The organism is Streptomyces aidingensis, from assembly GCF_900112355.1.
GTDB classification, from domain to species: Bacteria; Actinomycetota; Actinomycetes; order Streptomycetales; family Streptomycetaceae; genus Streptomyces; species Streptomyces aidingensis.
This window is the reverse complement of the sequence record NZ_FOLM01000007.1, coordinates 197,485-215,750: the sequence shown is the minus strand read 5'-3', so window position 1 is coordinate 215,750 and position 18,266 is coordinate 197,485. Positions and strand designations below refer to the sequence as shown.

16 protein-coding genes are annotated in these 18,266 nt (G+C 74.1%); 6 read left to right on the top strand and 10 right to left on the bottom strand.

Annotated features, from left to right (window positions below):
• Nucleotides 1-105: 105 nt before the first annotated feature.
• On the bottom strand, nt 106-1,377 hold the full coding sequence (locus tag BM242_RS14805; RefSeq protein WP_245834087.1) for an extracellular solute-binding protein: 1,272 nt from the start codon (nt 1,375-1,377) through the stop codon (nt 106-108).
• A gap of 213 nt (nt 1,378-1,590) precedes the next feature.
• On the opposite strand from BM242_RS14805, the gene BM242_RS14800 reads away from it, so the two are divergent.
• The gene (locus BM242_RS14800; RefSeq protein WP_093839286.1) at nt 1,591-2,658 is read left to right on the top strand and encodes a helix-turn-helix transcriptional regulator; all 1,068 of its coding nucleotides are present in this window, start codon (nt 1,591-1,593) and stop codon (nt 2,656-2,658) included.
• Here BM242_RS14800 and BM242_RS14795 read toward each other — a convergent pair.
• The 5 genes from BM242_RS14795 to xylB form a co-directional block, all read right to left on the bottom strand.
• Nucleotides 2,645-3,463: an alpha/beta fold hydrolase gene (locus BM242_RS14795; protein WP_093839285.1), complete on the bottom strand. Its 819-nt coding sequence runs from the start codon at nt 3,461-3,463 to the stop codon at nt 2,645-2,647. The genes BM242_RS14800 and BM242_RS14795 overlap by 14 nt on opposite strands.
• A 179-nt stretch (nt 3,464-3,642) precedes the next feature.
• Nucleotides 3,643-4,413 (bottom strand): bestrophin-like domain, encoded by a 771-nt coding sequence (locus tag BM242_RS14790; protein ID WP_093839284.1) that lies wholly within the window; start codon nt 4,411-4,413, stop codon nt 3,643-3,645.
• A 10-nt stretch (nt 4,414-4,423) separates the two neighbouring features.
• Complete coding sequence (locus tag BM242_RS29420) at nt 4,424-5,182, bottom strand: hypothetical protein (RefSeq protein WP_175541419.1); 759 nt, start codon at nt 5,180-5,182, stop codon at nt 4,424-4,426.
• Nucleotides 5,183-5,302: 120 nt separating this feature from the next.
• Nucleotides 5,303-6,646, bottom strand: a complete 1,344-nt coding sequence (locus BM242_RS14780) for an ROK family transcriptional regulator (protein ID WP_425443856.1) — start codon at nt 6,644-6,646, stop codon at nt 5,303-5,305.
• 214 nt (nt 6,647-6,860) lie between these two features.
• A complete protein-coding gene (gene xylB / locus BM242_RS14775) occupies nt 6,861-8,294 on the bottom strand; it encodes a xylulokinase (protein WP_093839282.1) in 1,434 nt (477 codons plus the stop codon).
• A gap of 193 nt (nt 8,295-8,487) precedes the next feature.
• Between xylB and xylA the strand changes: the two genes are divergently transcribed.
• Complete coding sequence (gene xylA, locus BM242_RS14770) at nt 8,488-9,660, top strand: xylose isomerase (protein ID WP_093839281.1); 1,173 nt, start codon at nt 8,488-8,490, stop codon at nt 9,658-9,660.
• Between the two features lie 72 nt (nt 9,661-9,732).
• On the opposite strand, the gene BM242_RS14765 is transcribed toward xylA, so the two are convergent.
• From BM242_RS14765 to BM242_RS14750, 4 genes are all read right to left on the bottom strand, one after another.
• Nucleotides 9,733-10,932, bottom strand: coding sequence for a CapA family protein (locus BM242_RS14765; protein WP_425443855.1), 1,200 nt, complete (start codon nt 10,930-10,932; stop codon nt 9,733-9,735).
• A 263-nt stretch (nt 10,933-11,195) separates the two neighbouring features.
• Nucleotides 11,196-11,507 (bottom strand): SGM_3592 family protein, encoded by a 312-nt coding sequence (locus tag BM242_RS14760; RefSeq protein WP_093839280.1) that lies wholly within the window; start codon nt 11,505-11,507, stop codon nt 11,196-11,198.
• A 278-nt stretch (nt 11,508-11,785) separates the two neighbouring features.
• A complete protein-coding gene (locus BM242_RS14755) occupies nt 11,786-14,152 on the bottom strand; it encodes a glycoside hydrolase family 95 protein (RefSeq protein WP_093839279.1) in 2,367 nt (788 codons plus the stop codon).
• A gap of 234 nt (nt 14,153-14,386) precedes the next feature.
• Complete coding sequence (locus BM242_RS14750) at nt 14,387-14,842, bottom strand: ATP-binding protein (RefSeq protein ID WP_245834086.1); 456 nt, start codon at nt 14,840-14,842, stop codon at nt 14,387-14,389.
• A 139-nt stretch (nt 14,843-14,981) separates the two neighbouring features.
• Between BM242_RS14750 and BM242_RS14745 the strand changes: the two genes are divergently transcribed.
• The 4 genes from BM242_RS14745 to BM242_RS14730 all read left to right on the top strand — a co-directional run bounded on the left by BM242_RS14745 (nt 14,982) and on the right by BM242_RS14730 (nt 18,197).
• Entirely contained in the window at nt 14,982-15,848 is an 867-nt protein-coding gene (locus tag BM242_RS14745; RefSeq protein WP_093839278.1) for a helix-turn-helix domain-containing protein, read from the top strand.
• A gap of 3 nt (nt 15,849-15,851) precedes the next feature.
• Complete coding sequence (locus BM242_RS14740; protein ID WP_093839277.1) at nt 15,852-16,088, top strand: DUF397 domain-containing protein; 237 nt, start codon at nt 15,852-15,854, stop codon at nt 16,086-16,088.
• A 97-nt stretch (nt 16,089-16,185) separates the two neighbouring features.
• Nucleotides 16,186-16,989, top strand: a complete 804-nt coding sequence (locus BM242_RS14735) for an SAM-dependent methyltransferase (protein WP_093839276.1) — start codon at nt 16,186-16,188, stop codon at nt 16,987-16,989.
• 395 nt (nt 16,990-17,384) lie between these two features.
• Nucleotides 17,385-18,197: an SGNH/GDSL hydrolase family protein gene (locus BM242_RS14730; RefSeq protein ID WP_093839275.1), complete on the top strand. Its 813-nt coding sequence runs from the start codon at nt 17,385-17,387 to the stop codon at nt 18,195-18,197.
• Nucleotides 18,198-18,266: the final 69 nt, after the last annotated feature.

The window sequence follows — 18,266 nt, the reverse complement described above, 5'->3', positions numbered from 1 at the left end:
GTCCGGGAGGGGCAGCGGCCCCGGGCCGGCCGAAGCCGGGCCGGCCGAAGCCGGGCCGGCCGTGGCGCGCCCGCCGGGCGGCGCCCGGCCCGGCGGCGGTGACCGTCAGCCGGTGGGGGTGGTGTAGGCGAGGAGGCGGGTGATGGCATCGGACGCCTTCTTGCCGGCCGCCAGGGGATCGGTGCCGGTGAGCACGGCGGTCTGGTAGGCCTTGATGGGGTTGTCGGCCTCCACCCGTCCCCAGCGCGGTGACTGCGGGGTGGCCCGGCCGTTGACCGCGCCGGCCACCATGGCGGCGGTGCCCGGGTCGTCCTGCACCGCGTCTGCGAGCGTGGTGCGGTTGGGCACCAGGCTGCGGCTGCGGGCGAGTTCGGTCTGCCACGTGTCGCCGGTGATGAGTTTGACGAAGTCGTAGGCCAGCAGCGGCTGTGCGGACTCCTCGGTGATGATCAGGTTGGAGCCTCCGGTGAAGACCGCGCCCGGCTTCCCGGCCTCCTTGCCCGGGACCGAGAAGAAGCCGATCACGTCCTCCAGCTCCGGATTGAGGTCGATGACGGTCTGCGCCGAGCCGGGGGTGGAGATGATCTGGGCCACCTCCCCGGAGGCGAAGACCTCCTCGTGGGGCGGATTGGCCTCGTCGGTGTCGACCGGGCCGTCGCCCAGTGCCTGGAGGCCGGCGTAGAAGTCCATGCCGGCGGCGGCCTCGGGGGTGTGCAGGGCGCCGGTCCACCGGCCGCCGCTCTCCACGGCCAGTTCGCCGCCCTCGTCCCAGATGAAGCCGGCCAGGACGTACCAGTTCTGCCCGGGGAGGTAGATGCCCTGCTGGCCGGGGACCTCGTCCAGGGTCCGGGTGATCTCCAGCCACTCCTCGCGGTCCGCGGGCGGCTCTTCGATGCCGGCCGCCTGGAACAGGTCCTTGCGGTAGATGACGACCCGGTTGGCGGCGTAGAAGGGGATGCCGAACTGGTGGCCGTAGACCTTGCCGGGTTCGGCCAGGCCCGGTACCCAGTAGTCGCCGTCCAGGTCGACGACCTGGTTGGTGAGGTCCTTGACGCCTCCGGTGTGCACGTACTGGGCGACCTGGGTGTTGCCGACCTCGATGACATCGGGCCCTTCGCCGGTGGTCAGCGCCTCGTTGACCTTGTCGCCGATGCCGACCCAGTCCTGGAACTCGACGCGGACCTCGACCTCCGGGTGCCGGGCCTCGAAGTCGTCGACGACCTGCCGGACGAAATCCTCCCCGGCGCTGTGGTTCATCATCCAGACCTCCAGCACGGTGGTCTCGTCCTCATCGGAGCCCAGCAGGGAGCAGCCGGTGAGCAGGGCGGTGGCGGAGACCAGGGCGGTGGCCCTGGTGATGCGGGACGGGTACGTCAAGTGAGGGTCCTTGGGAAACGGTTGAGCGAGGACGCGGTGGCGTCCCCATAAATTGGCGTAGACCTGTGCGAGGGTCAAGGCCAAATCCGGGGTGTAACACGATGGAGATGTGCAGGGGCCATCCGGTCGTGCGCGGACGGGCGGGGCCGGACGTCCTGCCCGGGGGCCGGAAAGCGGCCGGAAACTGTCCGCAATGAGGGGCATGCTGGGGACATGGCGAACACCAGCTCCCGGACCCTGCGGCTGCTGTCCCTGCTCCAGACCCATCGCTACTGGCCCGGACGGGAACTCGCCGACCGGCTCGGCGTCTCCCCGCGCACCCTGCGCCGCGATGTGGACCGGCTGCGTGCGCTCGGTTATCCGGTGAACGCCCACCGCGGGGTGGACGGCGGCTACCAGCTCGCGGCCGGCGCCGCGCTGCCCCCGCTGCTGGTGGACGACGAGGAGGCGGTCGCCCTGGCCATCGGCCTGCGGACCGCCGCCCAGGGCGGGGTGGCCGGCATCGAGGAGGCGGCGGTCCGGGCCCTGGCCAAGGTCGTCCAGGTGATGCCGCAGCGGCTGCGGCGCCGGGTGGACGCGCTGCGCCGGGTGACCGTGCCCGCGAGCTGGAACGGTGCCGGGCCCGTGGTGGACGGCGGTGTGCTCACCACGGTCGCCCAGGCCTGCCGGGACGAGGAGCGGCTGCGCTTCGGCTATCGGGCCCGCACCGGGGAGGAGAGTCTGCGGTATGTGGAGCCGCACCGGCTGGTGTCCATGGGGCAGCGCTGGTATCTGGTCGCCTACGACCTGCCGCGGCAGGACTGGCGGAGTTTCCGGCTGGACCGGGTGACCGGACCGGAGGCCACCAGGGAGCGGTTCCGGCCGCGTGAACTGCCCGCTGCCGACGCGGGGGAGTTCGTGCGCCGCAGCATCGGCGCGATCCAGGCCGAGTACACGGTGGAGATCCGGGTGCGGGCGGCGGCCGGCCCGGTGCGCGCGCAGGTCGGCCAGTGGGCGGAGGTGACCGAGGAAGGGCCCGGGGTGAGCGTGCTGCGGATGACCACGCACTCGCTGGACTGGCCGGTGCTGGCGGCCGGTTCGCTGGGCGCGGAGTTCGAGGTGCTGGGACCGCCGGAGCTGCTGGCCCGGGTGCGCGAGTGGTCGCGGCGGCTGGCCCGCGCCGCCGGGCACGGCGAGCCGGCGGACGCAGGCACGGAAACGGGCTCGGAAACGGACGCGGGCACGGAAACGGGTACGGACCCGGACCCGGACGGGCGGGCCGACGGGGTCAGGACGGGGTGAGACCCAGGTCGGCGGCGAACCCGGCCAGATCGGCGGTCACCCGGCCCGGCTCCTCCCAGTGCACGCAGTGCCCGGTGCCCTCGTAGACCACCAGCCGGGAGCCGTGCACGGCCTTGACCTGCTGCTCCTGGTCGGCACGCGGAACGAACGTGTCCCGGTCGCCCCACAGGACCATGGTCGGCACCAGGATGCCGCCCAGGGTGGCCGGCAGATCGGTCTCCAGCAGTCCCCGGAAACCCTGCTGCCACACCCCGGCCGGGGTGTGCACGGCGTCCTCGCGCAGCCGGTCCAGGAACTCCACGGCCACCGGCCGGACGGTCAGTCCGGAGACGAAGGGCTCCACCGCCTCCTGGTCCAGCGGATCGCGCAGCAGGGCGATCCGCTCGCCGAGTTCCGCGACCCCCGGCTTGCCCTCCAGGGTGGCCGGCACCCCGCAGAGCACCAGCCCGGCCACCCGGTCCGGATGGCTGCCCGCCACCATCCGGGCGGCCACCCCGCCGCTGGAGGCGCCCACCAGCACCGCCCGGCCGATGCCCGCGGCGTCCAGGAAGGACACCAGGTCGGCGGCGAAGTCCTCCGGCCGGTAGCCGTCGTCCGGGCGGCTCGCGTCGCGATGACCGCGCTGGGTGGGCGCCCAGCCGTGCAGCGTGGTGGGCAGCCGCCGCAGCACCTGCTCGAACGACGCCCATGATTCGCCGAGCCCGTGCACGAACACCACGGGGACGCCGCCGGGATAGCCGGCCTCGGCGTAGGGCAGCGTGAGCCCGTTGACGAGCCGGGCCTGTTTCATCGCGATGGTGCTCATGTCAGAACCTCCCGCAGCAAGAGTGCCGGATGCTAGTCGCTCCGGCGCGGAAAGGTCCCCCCTTCGGGCTACTCCGGGTAGGCGAGTCGCCCGATTCGTACACGCTCGGTCAGTTCCGTGGGGCGGCGGCCGGCCGGCGGCGAGGGGCCCCGGGCGGCGGCTTGCCGCGGCGGCCCCGGTCACCGGCCGGGGAACGCGTCCGGGAAGAGCGACGTGAACGCCTCGGTGGGTTCCCCGATGCCCCGGACGAGGGGTTCGTCGAAGTACCAGATGAGATAGAGCAGGAACGTGATCAGCGCGCTGAACAGCCCCGCCAGCAGCAGTTCCCGGGCGGAGCGCTGGATCTGCAGCGCGAAGACCATGCCCACCGCCACCGCGCCGCACAGCACCAGGCCGAACCAGACCAGGGTCGGCATGGTCGGCTCGGCCGACATGCCCCGGGCGGCACGGGCCTCCTCCACCGCGGCCAGCTTGTCCAGCATCCCCTGGTAGGCATAGCTTTCGGCGGTGGTCGCGGGTTCGTGACCGGTGACCGTGGTGCGGAGCCGGACCAGCAGTTCGCTGCCGCGGTCGGTGAGTTCGCCGTGGTCCGCCATGTGCGGCCATTCCCGCTCGACGGTGTGCACGACATAGTTCTCGGTCTGCTCCCGGATCCGGTCCCGGACCTCCTCGGGGAACACACCGGCACGGGCGCTGATCTCGTGCAGGGCCTGGGCCTCCCGCCGTACCCATTCGTCGGCGGCGCCGCGTTCCTCCCACACACCGGCGATGGCCAGGCCCAGCATGATGGCGTAGACCACGCCGATCATCATGGTCATGTACTCGATGACGTCCGGGGTTTCCGAGGGGTCGTCGTGGGTTCCGGCGCGACGACCGCGCAGAAGGGCCAGCAGCAGCACGACGCCGCAGGTGGCGGTGGTGATGAGGATCAGGACGAGCCAGTTCGGCACCGGGAACTCCTCAGGCAGAGCGGGTGGTTGCGCCGTTTCCGCGGCCGGCTCCGCCACCTCGTGGCCGCATCGCGGCGGCGGCCAGCACGGCGGGGGCGAGCAGCAGCAGCATGCGGCCGATCAAGGGGGTCCCGGTGTCCGGGGGTTCGCTGCCGGGGGCCGGCCGGGGCGGCACGATCAGGGACACGGCCTCGGTGGGGGAGGGGGCGGGCGCCGGGGATCCGGAGGGTGACGGCGAGGGCTCGGGGGCGGGGTCGCGGGACGGCGACGAGGAGGGGGAGGGGGACGGCGAGGGGGACGGCCCGGCCGGTGCCGGTGAGCGGGTCTCGTCCGGGGAGGGCGCGGGTGCCGGAGCGGCCGGAGCGGAGGGCTCGGGCTCGGGAGACGGCGATGGCGATGGCGAGGGCGATGGCGAGGGTGCGGGGGAGGGTGAGGCCGGAGGCGGATCGGGCTCGGGCTCCGGCTCCGGCTCCTCGGGGGAGGGCGAGGGGCAGCCCAGCCGCACCTCGGCCCGGGCGGTGCCGCCGGAAGCCACGGCGCCGGCGCTGAGGCAGTGGTCGCCGTGGCGCAGCTCCACGAAGGCGGCGGCGCCCCCGGGGCCGGTCCCGGGGCCGCCGGGCCAGGCGGTGGCCCCGGCCCGGGGCTCCGGCCCGGGCGAGGGCTGCGCGGCCTCCCCGGCACGGGCCGGGAGGGCCGGGAGGACGGTCGCGATCAGGACGGCGGAGGCCAGTGAGAGGCCCGCCCTGCGGGCACGCTGCCGGGCTGTCACGGGGGGATTGTGCGCGGCGCGGCCATGCCGCAGCACCGTGCGGCCAAGGGTTCGCCTGATCGGGTGAAGATGTGTTGAAAGGCGGTTGAAGGCAGGCCGATGGGGCGAAGGGCGGGCCGCTCAGGCGGCAGCCGGGCGGACGGGCATGTCCAGCAGGGCCCGCACGGAGGTGCGGGCCGCGCCGAGCAGCGGCCCGTCCGGACCGAGCCGGGACGCCCGCACCTCGACCGGCGTCGGCCGTCCGCCGGAGGCGACCGCGGTGCGCCGGGCCAGTTCGCGGTCGAGCGGCGGCAGCAGCCAGGGGCCCAGCCGGGCCAGCGCCCCGCCGATCACCACCCGGCCCGGGTCCAGCAGATTGACCGCGCCGGAGAGCGCGATGCCCAGTGCGGTGCCGGCCCGGCGCACCGCCCGCAGGGTGCGCTGGTCCCCGGCGGCGCACCGGGAGGCGAGATCGTCGATCCGCACCCCCGGGCCCGGCTCCAGGCCCGCCGCGCGCAGCACGGCCTCCTCACCGGCGTAGGTCTCCAGACAGCCCCGGCCGCCGCAGGTGCAGGGGCGGCCGTCCGGGCGCACCGGGACATGGCCCAGTTCGCCGGCGAAGCCGTGGGCGCCGCGCAGCAGTTGTCCGTCGATCACGACCGCGGCGCCGATGCCGATCTCGGCCGAGACATGGACGAAGCTGTCGCCGCCCGGGGCGTGCGGCACGGCCGGGCCGGTGCCGGCCGGGTCGGCCGCGGCGGTGGGCCCGGACCCCCCGGGCCCCCCGGGCCCCCCGGGCCCCCCGGACGTCGCGGCTCCCCGGACGTCCGGGGCCTGGTCCAGGGTGCTGCCCGGCAGTTCGGGACGGTCGGTCCACAGCTCGGCCAGGGCGCCCAGATTGGCCTCGTTGTCCACGGCCAGGACACCGAGCGCGGCGGGCAGCCGGGCCGCCAGGTCGGTGTCCCGCCAGCCCAGGTTGGGGGCCCGGACCACAGTGGTGCCGCCCCGGGTGACCAGGCCGGGGACGGCGACGGTCAGCCGTTCCGGACGCAGCCCCTGGTCCGCGGCCTCCCGCGCCACCTCCTCCAGCAGCGTGGTGAGCCGGCCCAGCACCGGGCCGGGCCCGCCGCTGCGGCCGTTGATGTCGCAGCGCCCGCGCGCCCGTATGGTGCCGCGCAGGTCCATGGCGCAGGCCGCGAGGTGGTCCACGCCGATCTCGGCGGCCAGGCCGCACGGGCCGCGGTCGGCGAGCTGGAGCACGGTGCCGGGGCGGCCCACCGTGCCGGACCTGCCGGGGCCCTGCTCGACCAGCAGCCCGGCCCGCATCAGCTCCTCCACCAGGGTGGACACCGCGGCCCGGGTGAGGCCGATGCGGGCGGCGGCCTCGGCGCGGGACTGCGGTCCGTGATCGGCCAGCGCATGCAGGACGCGGGCGAGATTCTGCCGGCGCATCTCGGACTGCGAGGGCGGGGCGGGCTGGGCCACTGGTGATCCTCGGGCTACTCGGGCCGGTCGGGGGACCGGCGGCTGGGCGGTGGGAACTCCTCGGGGCGCCGACCGGCTGCTGAGGTCTCCAGCAGGGTTGCCAGCAGGCTACTGGCCTGCGAAGACACCGGGGGGACCGGGCCGGGCGGCCGGGTCCGCCGGGGCGGATCCGGCCGCGGCGGCCCGCCGGCTCGGGGCGGTGGGTGGCCGGTGGTCAGGGGCGCAGCAGCGGGGCGGCATGCTCCAGGGTGGCGGCCAGGCGCTCCAGCGCGGCCTCGTCGCGCTCCACCGGTTCGTAGGACGGTCCCTCGGCGGTGTTCCAGCCCCGGGCGACCTCGGCCGGGTCCTGGCCGAGCAGCAGACCGGCCGCCTGGGCGGCGGCGCCCAGCGCCACCAGTTCCTGGGCGGCCGGGATGCGCACCGCCCGCCCGGACAGCCGGCGTACGGTCTCCCGCCAGGCGGTGCCCTTGGCGCCGCCGCCGATCAGCAGGATCGGCTCATCGCTGTCCGCCTCCTCGCCCAGCACCAGGTCCAGCGCCTGGAGCAGGGCGAAGACCGCGCCGTCGTAGGCGGCCTGGAGGACCTGGCCGCCGGTGGTGTCGCCGCGCAGGCCGTGCACCAGCCCGGTGGCGTAGGGCAGGTCCGGGGTCCGCTCGCCGTCCAGGAAGGGCAGCACCACGGCGCTTCCGCCGGGCTCCACCTGTTCCCGCTCCCGGCCCAGCAGCGCGGCGAGCCGGTCCACGGCCTGGGTGCAGTTCAGGGTGCAGGCCAGTGGCAGCCAGCCGTGCCGGGCGTCGGCGAAGCCGGCCACGATGCCGGAGGGGTCGGCCGGGCGGCGGCCGGTGACCGCGTACACCGTGCCGGAGGTGCCCAGGCTCATGGCGGGCTGTCCGGCGGTCAGGCCCAGGCCCAGCGCGCCCGCCATGTTGTCGCCGGTGCCGGCCGCCACCGGGATGCCCTCCGGCAGCGGCCCGCCGGCCCGCACCGTGCCGGCCTGCTCGCCCGCGCCGACCACCCGGGGCAGCAGCTCGGGGTCCAGCCCGGCCAGCTCCAGGATTTCCCGGTCGTAGCTCTCGGTGGCCGAGGACCACCAGCCGGTGCCGGAGACGTCGCCGCGGTCGGTGGTGCCCTCGCCGGTGCCGTGGCCGGCCAGGCGTCCGGTGAGGTAGTCGTGGGGCAGCCGCACGGCCCGCACCGCCGCGGCCCGCTCCGGCTCGTTCTCCCGCAGCCAGGCCCACTTGGTCACGGTGAAGGAGGCGGCCGGCACGCTGCCGGTGCGCTCGGCCCAGCCCGCCGGGCCGCCCAGCTCCCGGAGCAGCCGGTCGCGCTGCGGGGCGGAGCGGGTGTCGTTCCAGAGCAGGGCGTTGCGCACGGGACGGCCGCCGGCGTCCAGCGCCACCAGGCCGTGCTGCTGGCCGGCGACCGAGACGGCGGCGGCCTGCCGGACGGCCGGGCCGCATTCGGCGACCGCCCGGCACAGGGCGTCCCACCACTGCTCGGGGTCGCTGTCCCCCTCGGCGGTCACCACATGGGGGGCCTGGCCGCGGGCCACCACCGTGCCGGTGGCGCTGTCGACGACCAGGGCCTTGGTGGACTGCGTGGAGCTGTCCACGCCGATGACCAGGGGGCCTTCCGGGGCGGCGGTCATAGCGGTGTCCTCTCTGCTGCGGCTGGTGCGGGCGGCTCGTGCCGCTGTGCGGGGTGCCCCGGCGGAGCCGGCGGGCCGGCCGGGGGGGGGCCGGGCCCACATCATTCCGCGCCGGGTCTTCCGTACCGGGCCCTGGCATACTAATTTGTCAACGGCGATGACGAAATAGTCGGGCACAACCAAAGGAGCCGCCATGTCGTACCAGCCATCCCCCGCGGACAAATTCACCTTCGGCCTGTGGACCGTCGGCTGGCAGGGCCGCGACCCGTTCGGCGACGCCACCCGCGGCGCCCTCGACCCGGTGGAGTCGGTGCACCGCCTCGCCGAGCTCGGCGCGTACGGTGTCACCTTCCACGACGACGACCTGATCCCCTTCGGTTCGGCGCCCGCCGAGCGCGAGGCGCACATCAAGCGCTTCCGCGAGGCCCTGGAGGCCACCGGGCTCAAGGTGCCCATGGCCACCACCAACCTGTTCACCCACCCCGTCTTCAAGGACGGCGCCTTCACCGCCAACGACCGCGACGTGCGCCGCTACGCGCTGCGCAAGACCATGCGCAACATCGACCTGGCGGCCGAGCTCGGCGCCGAGGTCTATGTGGCCTGGGGCGGCCGGGAGGGCGCCGAGTCCGGCGCGGCCAAGGACGTGCGGGCCGCCCTGGACCGCTTCAAGGAGGCCTTCGACCTGCTCGCCTCCTACGTCCTGGAGCGCGGCTACAACCTGCGGTTCGCCCTGGAGCCCAAGCCCAACGAGCCCCGCGGCGACATCCTGCTGCCCACCGTCGGGCACGCCCTGGCCTTCATCGAGAAGCTGGAGCACCCGGAGCTGTTCGGCGTCAACCCGGAGGTCGGCCACGAGCAGATGGCCGGGCTGAACTTCCCGCACGGCATCGCCCAGGCGCTGTGGGCGGACAAGCTGTTCCACATCGACCTGAACGGGCAGTCCGGCATCAAGTACGACCAGGACCTCCGGTTCGGCGCGGGTGATCTGCGTTCCGCCTTCTGGCTGGTGGACCTGCTGGAGTCGGCCGGGTACGGCGGCCCGCGGCACTTCGACTTCAAGCCGCCGCGCACCGAGGACTTCTCCGGCGTGTGGGCCTCGGCGGCCGGCTGCATGCGCAACTATCTGATCCTCAAGGAGCGGGCCGCCGCCTTCCGCGCCGACCCGGAGGTGCAGGAGGCGCTGCGCGCCGCCCGGCTGGACGAGCTCGCCGCCCCCACCCTGAACGAGGGCGAGAGCGCCGCGGACCTGCTGGCCGACCGCTCCGCGTTCGAGGACTTCGACGTGGACGCGGCTGCCGCCCGGGGCATGGCCTTCGAGAAGCTGGACCAGCTCGCCATGGACCACCTGCTGGGCGCCCGCGGCTGAGACGGGGTGCGCCCCGGCCGCGGTCCACCCGGCCGGGGCGCCCGCCCCCTGCCGCCGCCGCGGCGGCAGGGCTCAGCGGCCCAGGGTCAGGCCGTCCTCGGCGGCGCCGCGGCCGAGCACGGCCCGGCCGATCCGGTCCAGGGTGGCGGAGCGGCCGGCGTCGTCCGGGTCGGCGGCAAGCGCCTCGGGCAGCGACACCACCCGGATCGGGTCGTTGTCCACCACGAACGGGATGTATTCGGCGCGTTCCACCGTCCAGCGCCCGTCCTCCCCGGCGGGCGGGGCGAAGGTGAAGCGGGCGGCCGAGCCCAGCTGGCCGCGCGGGTCGCTCATCACCCCGGCGAGCTGGTCGCCCATGCCGTACACCACCCAGGTTCCGTTGACCTTCTCGTATGCCTGGGGCACATGGGCGTGGGTGCCGATGATCAGGTCGATGTCCGGCCGGCCGCCGGAGGCGGAGGCGGTGAGCTCCCGGGCCAGGGAGAGCTGGAGGCTGTCCGGCTCCTCCTGCCATTCGGTGCCCCAGTGCATGCTGACCACGACGACATCGGCACCGGCCGCGCGGGCGGCCCGGGCGTCGGCGACGATCCGCTCCGGATCGATGAGATTGACCAGCCAGGGCTGGTCCTCGGGCACCGGGATGCCATTGGTGCCGTAGGCGTAGGCGAGCTGGGCCACCCGGGCGTCCCCGGCGGTGAGCAGCACGGGGGTGTCGCGTTCCGTGGCGGAGCGGGCCGAGCCGGCGTGCGCCAGGCCGGCCCGGTCCATGGCGTCCAGGGTGCGGATCACGCCCTCGGCGCCCGCGTCCAGGGTGTGATTGGAGGCGGTGGAGCAACTGTCGTAGCCGGTCTCCCGGACCGCTTCGGCGAGCTGCGGCGGGGTCCGGAACGCGGGGTATCCGGTGAACGGGCCGCCCTCCGGGCCGTAGACGGTCTCCATGTGGCAGATCGCCAGATCGGCCCCGGCGACGGTGTCCCGGGCCCCGGCCAGCATGGGGCCGAAGTCGTGTCCGGAACCGCCCGCGTCGGCCCGGGCCTGGCGGATGACCGAGTCGTGGATCAGCAGGTCACCGGTGGCGACCAGGGTGAAGCCGCGGGGGGTGTCGGCGGCGGCCCCGGTGGACTGGGGGCCGGCCGGCCCGGGCTCCGGCGTGCGGGGGCTCCCGCCCCCGCAGGCCGCGGTCAGGGCCGCGGTGGCGATCAGGGCGGCGGTCAGGGCCGCGGCACGCCGGGTGCGGTGCAGGAGGAGGGGCGGGCGCTGGTGCAGGGGCAAGGGTTCCTCCGCGGGACCATCCACAGGGTCTCCACCACAGGGCAGAGACTGATGAGCAGATAGTCGTACTTATTGCCGCGAGGGGAACGGACCCTGCCCCGCACCGGACCGTTTCACCCCGATGGCCCACCACGGGGCGTCAACGCCCTGACCGCGGCCGGACGGCGCCAGGACCGCGGCCGGTCAGACGGCGGCGGCGGGCCCCGGGGTGTCCGGCCCCGGGGCCCGCCGCCCGCCCGGCGCGGGCCGGCCCGCGCCGCCGCTCAGTCCTCGCCGCCCTCGCCGCGGTTGCCCCTGCGGCGGAACCAGTTGCGCAGCCCGCGGCGGCGCTTCTTCGGCTTCCTGCCCTGCTGCGCCTTGCGTCCGGCCTGGCCGCCGTGCACCCAGCCGGCCGGCGGGGAATCCGCGCGCCAGGGCTGGGGGGCGGGCGCCTCCCGCTTCCACCGCTCGCTGAGCATCCGGGTGCGCGCGGTCGGTTCACTCACCTCGGCGCCCCGCACGAAGTTCTCGTCCAGCACCAGGTCGTCCCACTCGTCCCGGTGGGGACCGTCCTGGCCCCGGGGTTCGTTCCCCATGGCTGCCTCCCGTCGACCTCGGTGCCGCTCCACGCCTTTCTCGGATCTCTCGAATCGAGTGGTCGGGGAACGCCTCGCCATGCCGCCCTCAACTGTTCGAACGGCAGGGGCGCGGTGCCGGTTCCGGCCGACCGGACGCGGTCCCGGCGCATGTCCCGCAACACCCGCACGCTGCCGTGTCCCTGCCACGGTAACCGAACGGCCGCCGTGACCTTAAGGCCCGGGAGATCACACCGCGGTCACCGCCCGGCCGCGGCCGGGCGGCCCGGCCCCGGGGCTCAGCCGGCGGGGGAGAGCAGATACACCGCCCCGGCCTCGGTCGGGAAACCGGTGACCCCCGGCTCCGGCCGCTCCGCCGGCACCGCCGCCCCGTCCCGGGTGACGGACAGTCCGGGGGCCCCGGCGTACCGCACCCGGGCGGGACGGCCCAGCCGGGAGACGATCCGGGCCTCGGTCAGCCGGCCCCCGGCCCAGCCCAGCGTGACCTCGAAGCCGTCCCGGGCGAGCAGCCCGCGCGCCCGCCCGGTGGGCAGCGCGCCGGGCAGCGCGGGAAGCAGTTCCAGCTCCCCGGCATGGCTCTGCACCAGCCACTCGGTGATGCCGGCCACCGCCCCGAAGTTGCCGTCGATCTGGAACGGCGGATGCAGGTCGAAGAGATTGGGGGCGGTGCGGCGGGGTGTGAGCTGGTCGGTGAGCAGCTTGAACGACCGGTCGCCGGCGCCCAGCCGCGCCCAGAAGTTGATCTTCCAGGCCAGTGACCAGCCGGTGCCCGCGTCACCGCGCCGCTCCAGGGTGACCCGGGCGGCGTCGCGCAGTTCCGGCGTGGCCCGGGTGATCTGGGCGCCCGGGTGCAGACCGTAGAGATGGGAGATGTGCCGGTGGTCCTGTTCCGGGGCCCCGGCGTCCCAGTCCTCCCGCCACTCCTGGAGCCGGCCCCCGGCGCCGATCCGCATCGGGGCCAGCCGCGCCCGGGCGGCGCGCACCCGCTCGGCCAGCTCCGGCTGCTCGCCGAGGATTTCGCAGCCCTCGGCGACCGCGTCGAAGAGATCGCGCAGAATCTGGTTGTCCATGGCCGGGCCGGCGCACAGCGATCCGCCGGGGCCCTCGTGGTGGGCGTTCTCCGGGGAGACCGAGGGGCAGGTCACCAGCTCGCCGGTGGCCGGGTCGGTGACCAGGCTGTCCAGGAAGAACCTGGCGGCCCCGGCCAGCACCGGGAAGCGGCGGCGCAGCGCGGCCGGATCGCCGGTGAAGCGGTAGTGCTCCCAGATGGCCAGGGAGAGCCAGGCCCCTCCGGTCGGCCACATGCCCCAGAAGGCGCCGTCCGCCGGTGCGGTGCCGCGCCAGGCGTCGACGTTGTGGTGTGCCACCCAGCCGCCGGCCCCGTACATCTCCCGGGCGGTGCGCGCCCCCGCCTCGGCGATCTCCTCCAGGAGGGTGAACAGCGGTTCCCAGCACTCCAGCAGATTGGCCGGGGCGGCCGGCCAGTAGTTCATCTCGGTGTTGATGTTGATGGTGTACTTGCATCCCCAGGGCGGGTCGGTGAGGTTGTTCCACAGCCCTTGCAGGTTGGCCGGCTGGGTGCCCGGCCGGGAACACGCCATCAGCAGATAGCGGCCGTAGGCGAAGTACAGGGCGACCAGCGCCGGGTCGGCGGAGCCGTCCGCGAAGGCGGCCACCCGCCGGCCGGTGGGCAGCCCGGCCGCCTCGGTGGCCGGAAGCTCCAGCGCGGCGCGGCGGAACAGCGCCCGGTGGTCCTCGGTATGGCGCCGCCTCAGCTCCGCATAGGGCCGTCCGGCGGCGGCCAGCAGATCGCCGAGGCAGGCGTCCAGCGGGTCGCCGCCGGGCTGCCGGTTCCAGGAGCGGTGGTCGGTGCGGATCGCGACCAGCAGGGTGACGGCGTCCGCGCCGGTCACCCGCAGCAGACCGTCGGGGGAGGCGGTGGCGGTGCCGCCCTCGGTGACCGCCTGTACCACCGCGCGGAACCGGACGGCGCCCGGCACCCCGTCCCAGTCGCCGCCCCGGCCGTGCAGCGAGACGGCGGCCGGACCGGGGGCGGAGGAGCCCTCGGCGAGCGGGCCGGCCAGCCGCGCGGTGCAGTCCACCGCGCCCGGCCGGTCGGCGGTCAGCCGTACCACCAGCACCTGGTCGGGCACGCTGGCGAAGGTCTCCCGGCGGTGGCGCACCCCGCCCCGCAGATGGCTCACGGTGTGCACACCGGAGTCCAGGTCCAGCTCCCGGCGGTACTCGGTGACCCGGTCCGGGCCGGCGTCCGGGAAGTCCAGCAGCAGGCTGCCCACCGTCTGGTACGGGGGCTGCCGCACTGGGACACCCATCAGGTCCCGGTCGATGAGCCGCTGTGCCGCGTCCCACTCCCCGGCCAGCACCAGCCGGCGCGCCTCGGCCAGGGAGCCGGCCGCCCGCGGATTGACGAAGTCGTGGGGGCCGCCCGCCCACAGGGTGTCCTCGTTGAGCTGGAGCTCCTCGGTGGCGGTGCCGCCGTGCACCATCGCGCCCAGCCGGCCGTTGCCCACCGGCAGGGCCGCCAGCCATTCGGCGGCGGGCTCGGGATACCAGAGCACCGGGCGCGCTGCGGACGGGGCGGGCCCGGCCGCGGACGCGGACGGAGCCGATGCGGACGGAGCCATGGCGGGCGGCCTCCCGGCGGCGGTGTGCGGAAGCGGGGAACGGCGAACGGGAACAGGAACGGGAACGGGAACAGCAGGCAGTCTGTTCGTAAGCGTTGACTTGCGTGTGTTTGCGTGGGGAATCCTGCCATGGCACCCGGCTTCCGCTCCAGAGGGCCGCAGGCAAGCACACCGGCCGGGGGCGGTGCGACCGCCCCCGGCCGGCCACGGCGGGTGCCCGTCCGACGGGCGCGCTCAGGGTACGGCGGGCCGCAGGTCGAGGTCCGCCCACACGGTGTGTCCCCGACCGGACTCCGACCGCCGTACCCCCCAGCCGATGGAGAGCGCCACCACCAGCAGCAGGCCCCGCCCGCTCTCCTCCTCCTCGCCGGCCGGTGCGGGCGGGCCCTGCGGGCCCGGCCCCTCACTGGACACCGCGACCCGCAGCACGTCGTCGTCGCGCCGCAGTTCGCAGCGCACCCACTCGCTGCAGGTGTGCCGCAGCGCGTTGGTGACCAGCTCCGACATCACCAACTGGGCGTTGTCGCAGACGACTCCGGGTGCACACCAGGCCGTGAGCTGCTCGACCGTACGGCGGCGTGCCTCGGCCGCCGAGGTCTGCACGGCGGCCAGCCGGAAGCTCAACAGCCCACCGGGGGCCATGGGTTCGGCGGGACGTTCCACGGGGCGCGCGTCGGAGGAGGTAGGCACGGTCATACTGTGGAGTGCGTTACTGACATCCGGCAAGAGGCAATCTGTATTTTGCAGAATCGTCGCTGACAATCTGTTGGCTCAGCCTCCGTCGCATGGCAAACTGCTCAGCGGTACGGAGAGTTGAGGAAGTGGCGGCATGGCTGGTGGTCAGGGGGTCGGCGCCCCGACGGTGCTGCGGGTGGTGCTCGGCAGGCGTCTGCGGGACCTGCGGGAGCAGGCGGGCCTCTCCTACGAGGAGGCGGCCCGGGCGCTGGATGTCACCCACGCCACCATCCGCCGCATGGAGAAGGCCCAGGTCGGACTGAAGGGCCCCTATGTCGAGAAGCTGCTGCGGATCTACGGCATCACCGAGCAGCAGGAGCTGGACGCCTTCCTCGGACTCGCCCGTGAGGCCAACCGGCCGGGCTGGTGGCACCGTTACCGGGACGTGCTCCCGGAGTGGTTCAGCGCCTTCGTCAGCCTGGAGGCCGAGGCCAGCCAGATCCGGGCCTATGAACCCCACTACATACCCGGACTGCTCCAGACCGAGGCGTATGCCGCGGCCGTGCTGCGCGCCGGTCAGCCGCATGCTCCGCGCGAGGAGATCGACCGGTTGGTCGCCCTGCGGCTGGCCCGGCAGGAGCTGCTGGAGCGCAAGGAACCCCCGCTGCTGTGGGTGGTGATGGACGAGACGGTGCTGCGCCGCGGCATCGGCCGGCCCAACGTCATGCGCGCCCAGGTGACCCGGCTCATCGAGGTCAGCCAGTCCCCCCAGGTCCGGCTCCAGATCATGCCCTTCGCCGCGGGGCTGCATCCCGCGATGTACGGGCCGTTCCACCTCTTCCGGTTTCCCGTTCCCGAGCTCTCCGACGTGGCATGCGCGGAGAACCTGGTGGGCGCCGCGTACTTCGACCAGCGCGACGACGTGTCGGGGTTCCGGGAGGCACTGGACCGGATGTGCGCGCAAGCCGCGCCGGTGCACCGCACTGAGGCCATCCTCAGTGCTCTTCGCAAGGAGATCTGAACGATGGATCGCATATACAACGGCATGCCCGCCCGCCACCTCGGTACCGAGGGGTGGCACAAGCCATGGAGCGGGGGCAACGGCGGGAGCTGTGTGGAAGCGATGCGACTGGCCGACGGACGGATCGCCTTCCGGCAGTCCGACGACCCCGACGGGCCGGCGCTGATCTACACCCACCACGAGATCGCCCGCTTCATCGCGGGCGTGAAGTCCGGCGACGCCGACTTCCTCCTGGTGTGAACGGAGCGGCGAGCCGGCCGCCGGCACCCCGCGGCCGGCCGCCCGCCACCCGGTACCTCCCCGGCACCCACCGAATTCCTACAGACGGAGCAGCCTCGTGACCGACCAGGGTTTCAGCCCCGACCAGATCGACACCACCCGGCCCCACCCGGCCCGGATGTACGACTACTACCTGGGCGGCCAGGACAACTACGAGGCCGACCGCATCGCCGGGGACCGGCTGCTGGCGCTCACCCCCGATGTGCGGATCAGCGCCCGGGCCAACCGCGACTTCCTGGGCCGGGCCGTGCGCCATGTGACCGGGGAGGGCATCCGGCAGATCATCGACATCGGCACCGGCATCCCCACCTCGCCCAACACCCACGAGGTGGCCCACGCGGTGAACCCGGACGTGCGGGTGGCCTATGTCGACAACGACCCCATCGTGGGCGTCTACGCCGACGCCAAGCTGCTCAACACCGCCAACACCGGCTTCTTCCTGGCCGATCTGCGGGACCCCAAGGCCATCCTGGAGCACCCGACGCTGGGGCGGTTCATCGACTTCTCCGAGCCGGTGGCGCTGATGCTGGTGTCGGTGCTGCACTTCCTCACCGACGAGGAGGACCCGGCCGGCATCCTGCGCGCCTTCGGCGGAGTGCTGCCGTCCGGCAGCCGGCTGGTGCTCAGCCACGCCACCGGCGACTTCCACCCGCCGGAGGTGAGCAAGGCGGGGGAGGAGATCTACAAGAAGGCCACCGCGCAGCTCAGCCTCCGTCCGCATGCCGCGGTGCTGGCCTACTTCGACGGCTTCGAGCTGGAGGAGCCCGGCCTGGTGCAGACCCCGCTGTGGCGGCCGGAGGGGCCGGTGGGCCAGGAGCTCAAGGGGGTCGCCTCCTACGCCGGGGTGGGCGTCAAGCGCTGACCCGCGGAACCGACCACGGGGCCCGTCCGGCAGCCGATCGCGCTGCGGCGCCGGACGGGCCGGTCCCGGGGGAGGGCGCGGGAGCCGGAGTGCGGCCCTCCGGCTCCCCCCTCCCCCTTCTCTCCCCCTCTGCCTGCTGCCTTCCTGCCCTTCCTCCCCCTCTTGCTTCGCTTCCTTCTTCTCTTCCGCTCCTTTTCGCCTCGCCTTCGCCCTCCTGCGGTGGCCGGCTTCGCCGTCTGTCCGTTCGAATGCAGCGTGCCGGTGCGTCACTTCTGACGGTCTGTGTCGTTCGTACTGGTGAAAGTTCCAGTTTGTTGACATGAACGCGACTGATGTGTGTTACGCACGGGTAACACCACGGCATCACCTTCCACTTCAGCCAGCCAGGAGGCTCAATGAGGCTGCGCCGCTTCACCAGGGCCGCTGCCACCGCAGCACTCGCCCTCGGCATCACCCTGGGCGGGACCCTGACCGCTTCGGCACAGACTGCCGGAACTCTGGCCGCGGAACACTATGTGGCCCTCGGCGATTCCTACTCCTCGGGTGCCGGAGCGGGGAGTTACGACCCGGCCAGCGGTGACTGCCGCCGCAGCACCCGCGCCTATCCCGAGCTCTGGGCGGCGGCCCACTCCCCGGACTCGTTCTCCTTCACCGCCTGCTCAGGAGCACGCACCACCGATGTGATCAATGGTCAGCTCGGGCCGCTGGACGAGCAGACCACCCTGGTCACCATCAGCATCGGCGGCAACGACGCGGGCTTCGCCGACACCATGACCACCTGCGTCCTCCAGGGCACCAGCGCCTGTCTGGCCCGGGTGGCGCAGGCCAACGAGTACATCGACTCCACCCTGCCGGGACGGCTGGACGCGGTCTACAAGGCCATCCGCAGTCAGGCCCCCCACGCGCATGTGGTGGTGCTGGGCTACCCGCGCATGTACCAGCTCAACGGAAGCTGCTGGTTCGGACTGAGCGAGCAGTCCCGCGCGGCCATCAACAGCGCCTCGGACAACCTCAGCGAGGAGACCGCCAAACGTGCCGCCGACCACGGCTTCACCTACGGCGATGTGCGGCCCGCCTTCTCCGGGCACGAGATCTGCTCCGGGGACTCCTGGCTGCACAGCGTCACCTGGCCGGTCAACGACTCCTACCACCCCACGGCGGAGGGCCAGTCCCGGGGCTATTATCCGGTTCTGAACGGTCTGGCCTGACCCGAGGACGCCGGCGGGTCCGGCGGATCCCGCCGGCCCCGGTGCGCCACGCGCCGGGTCCGGCGGGAT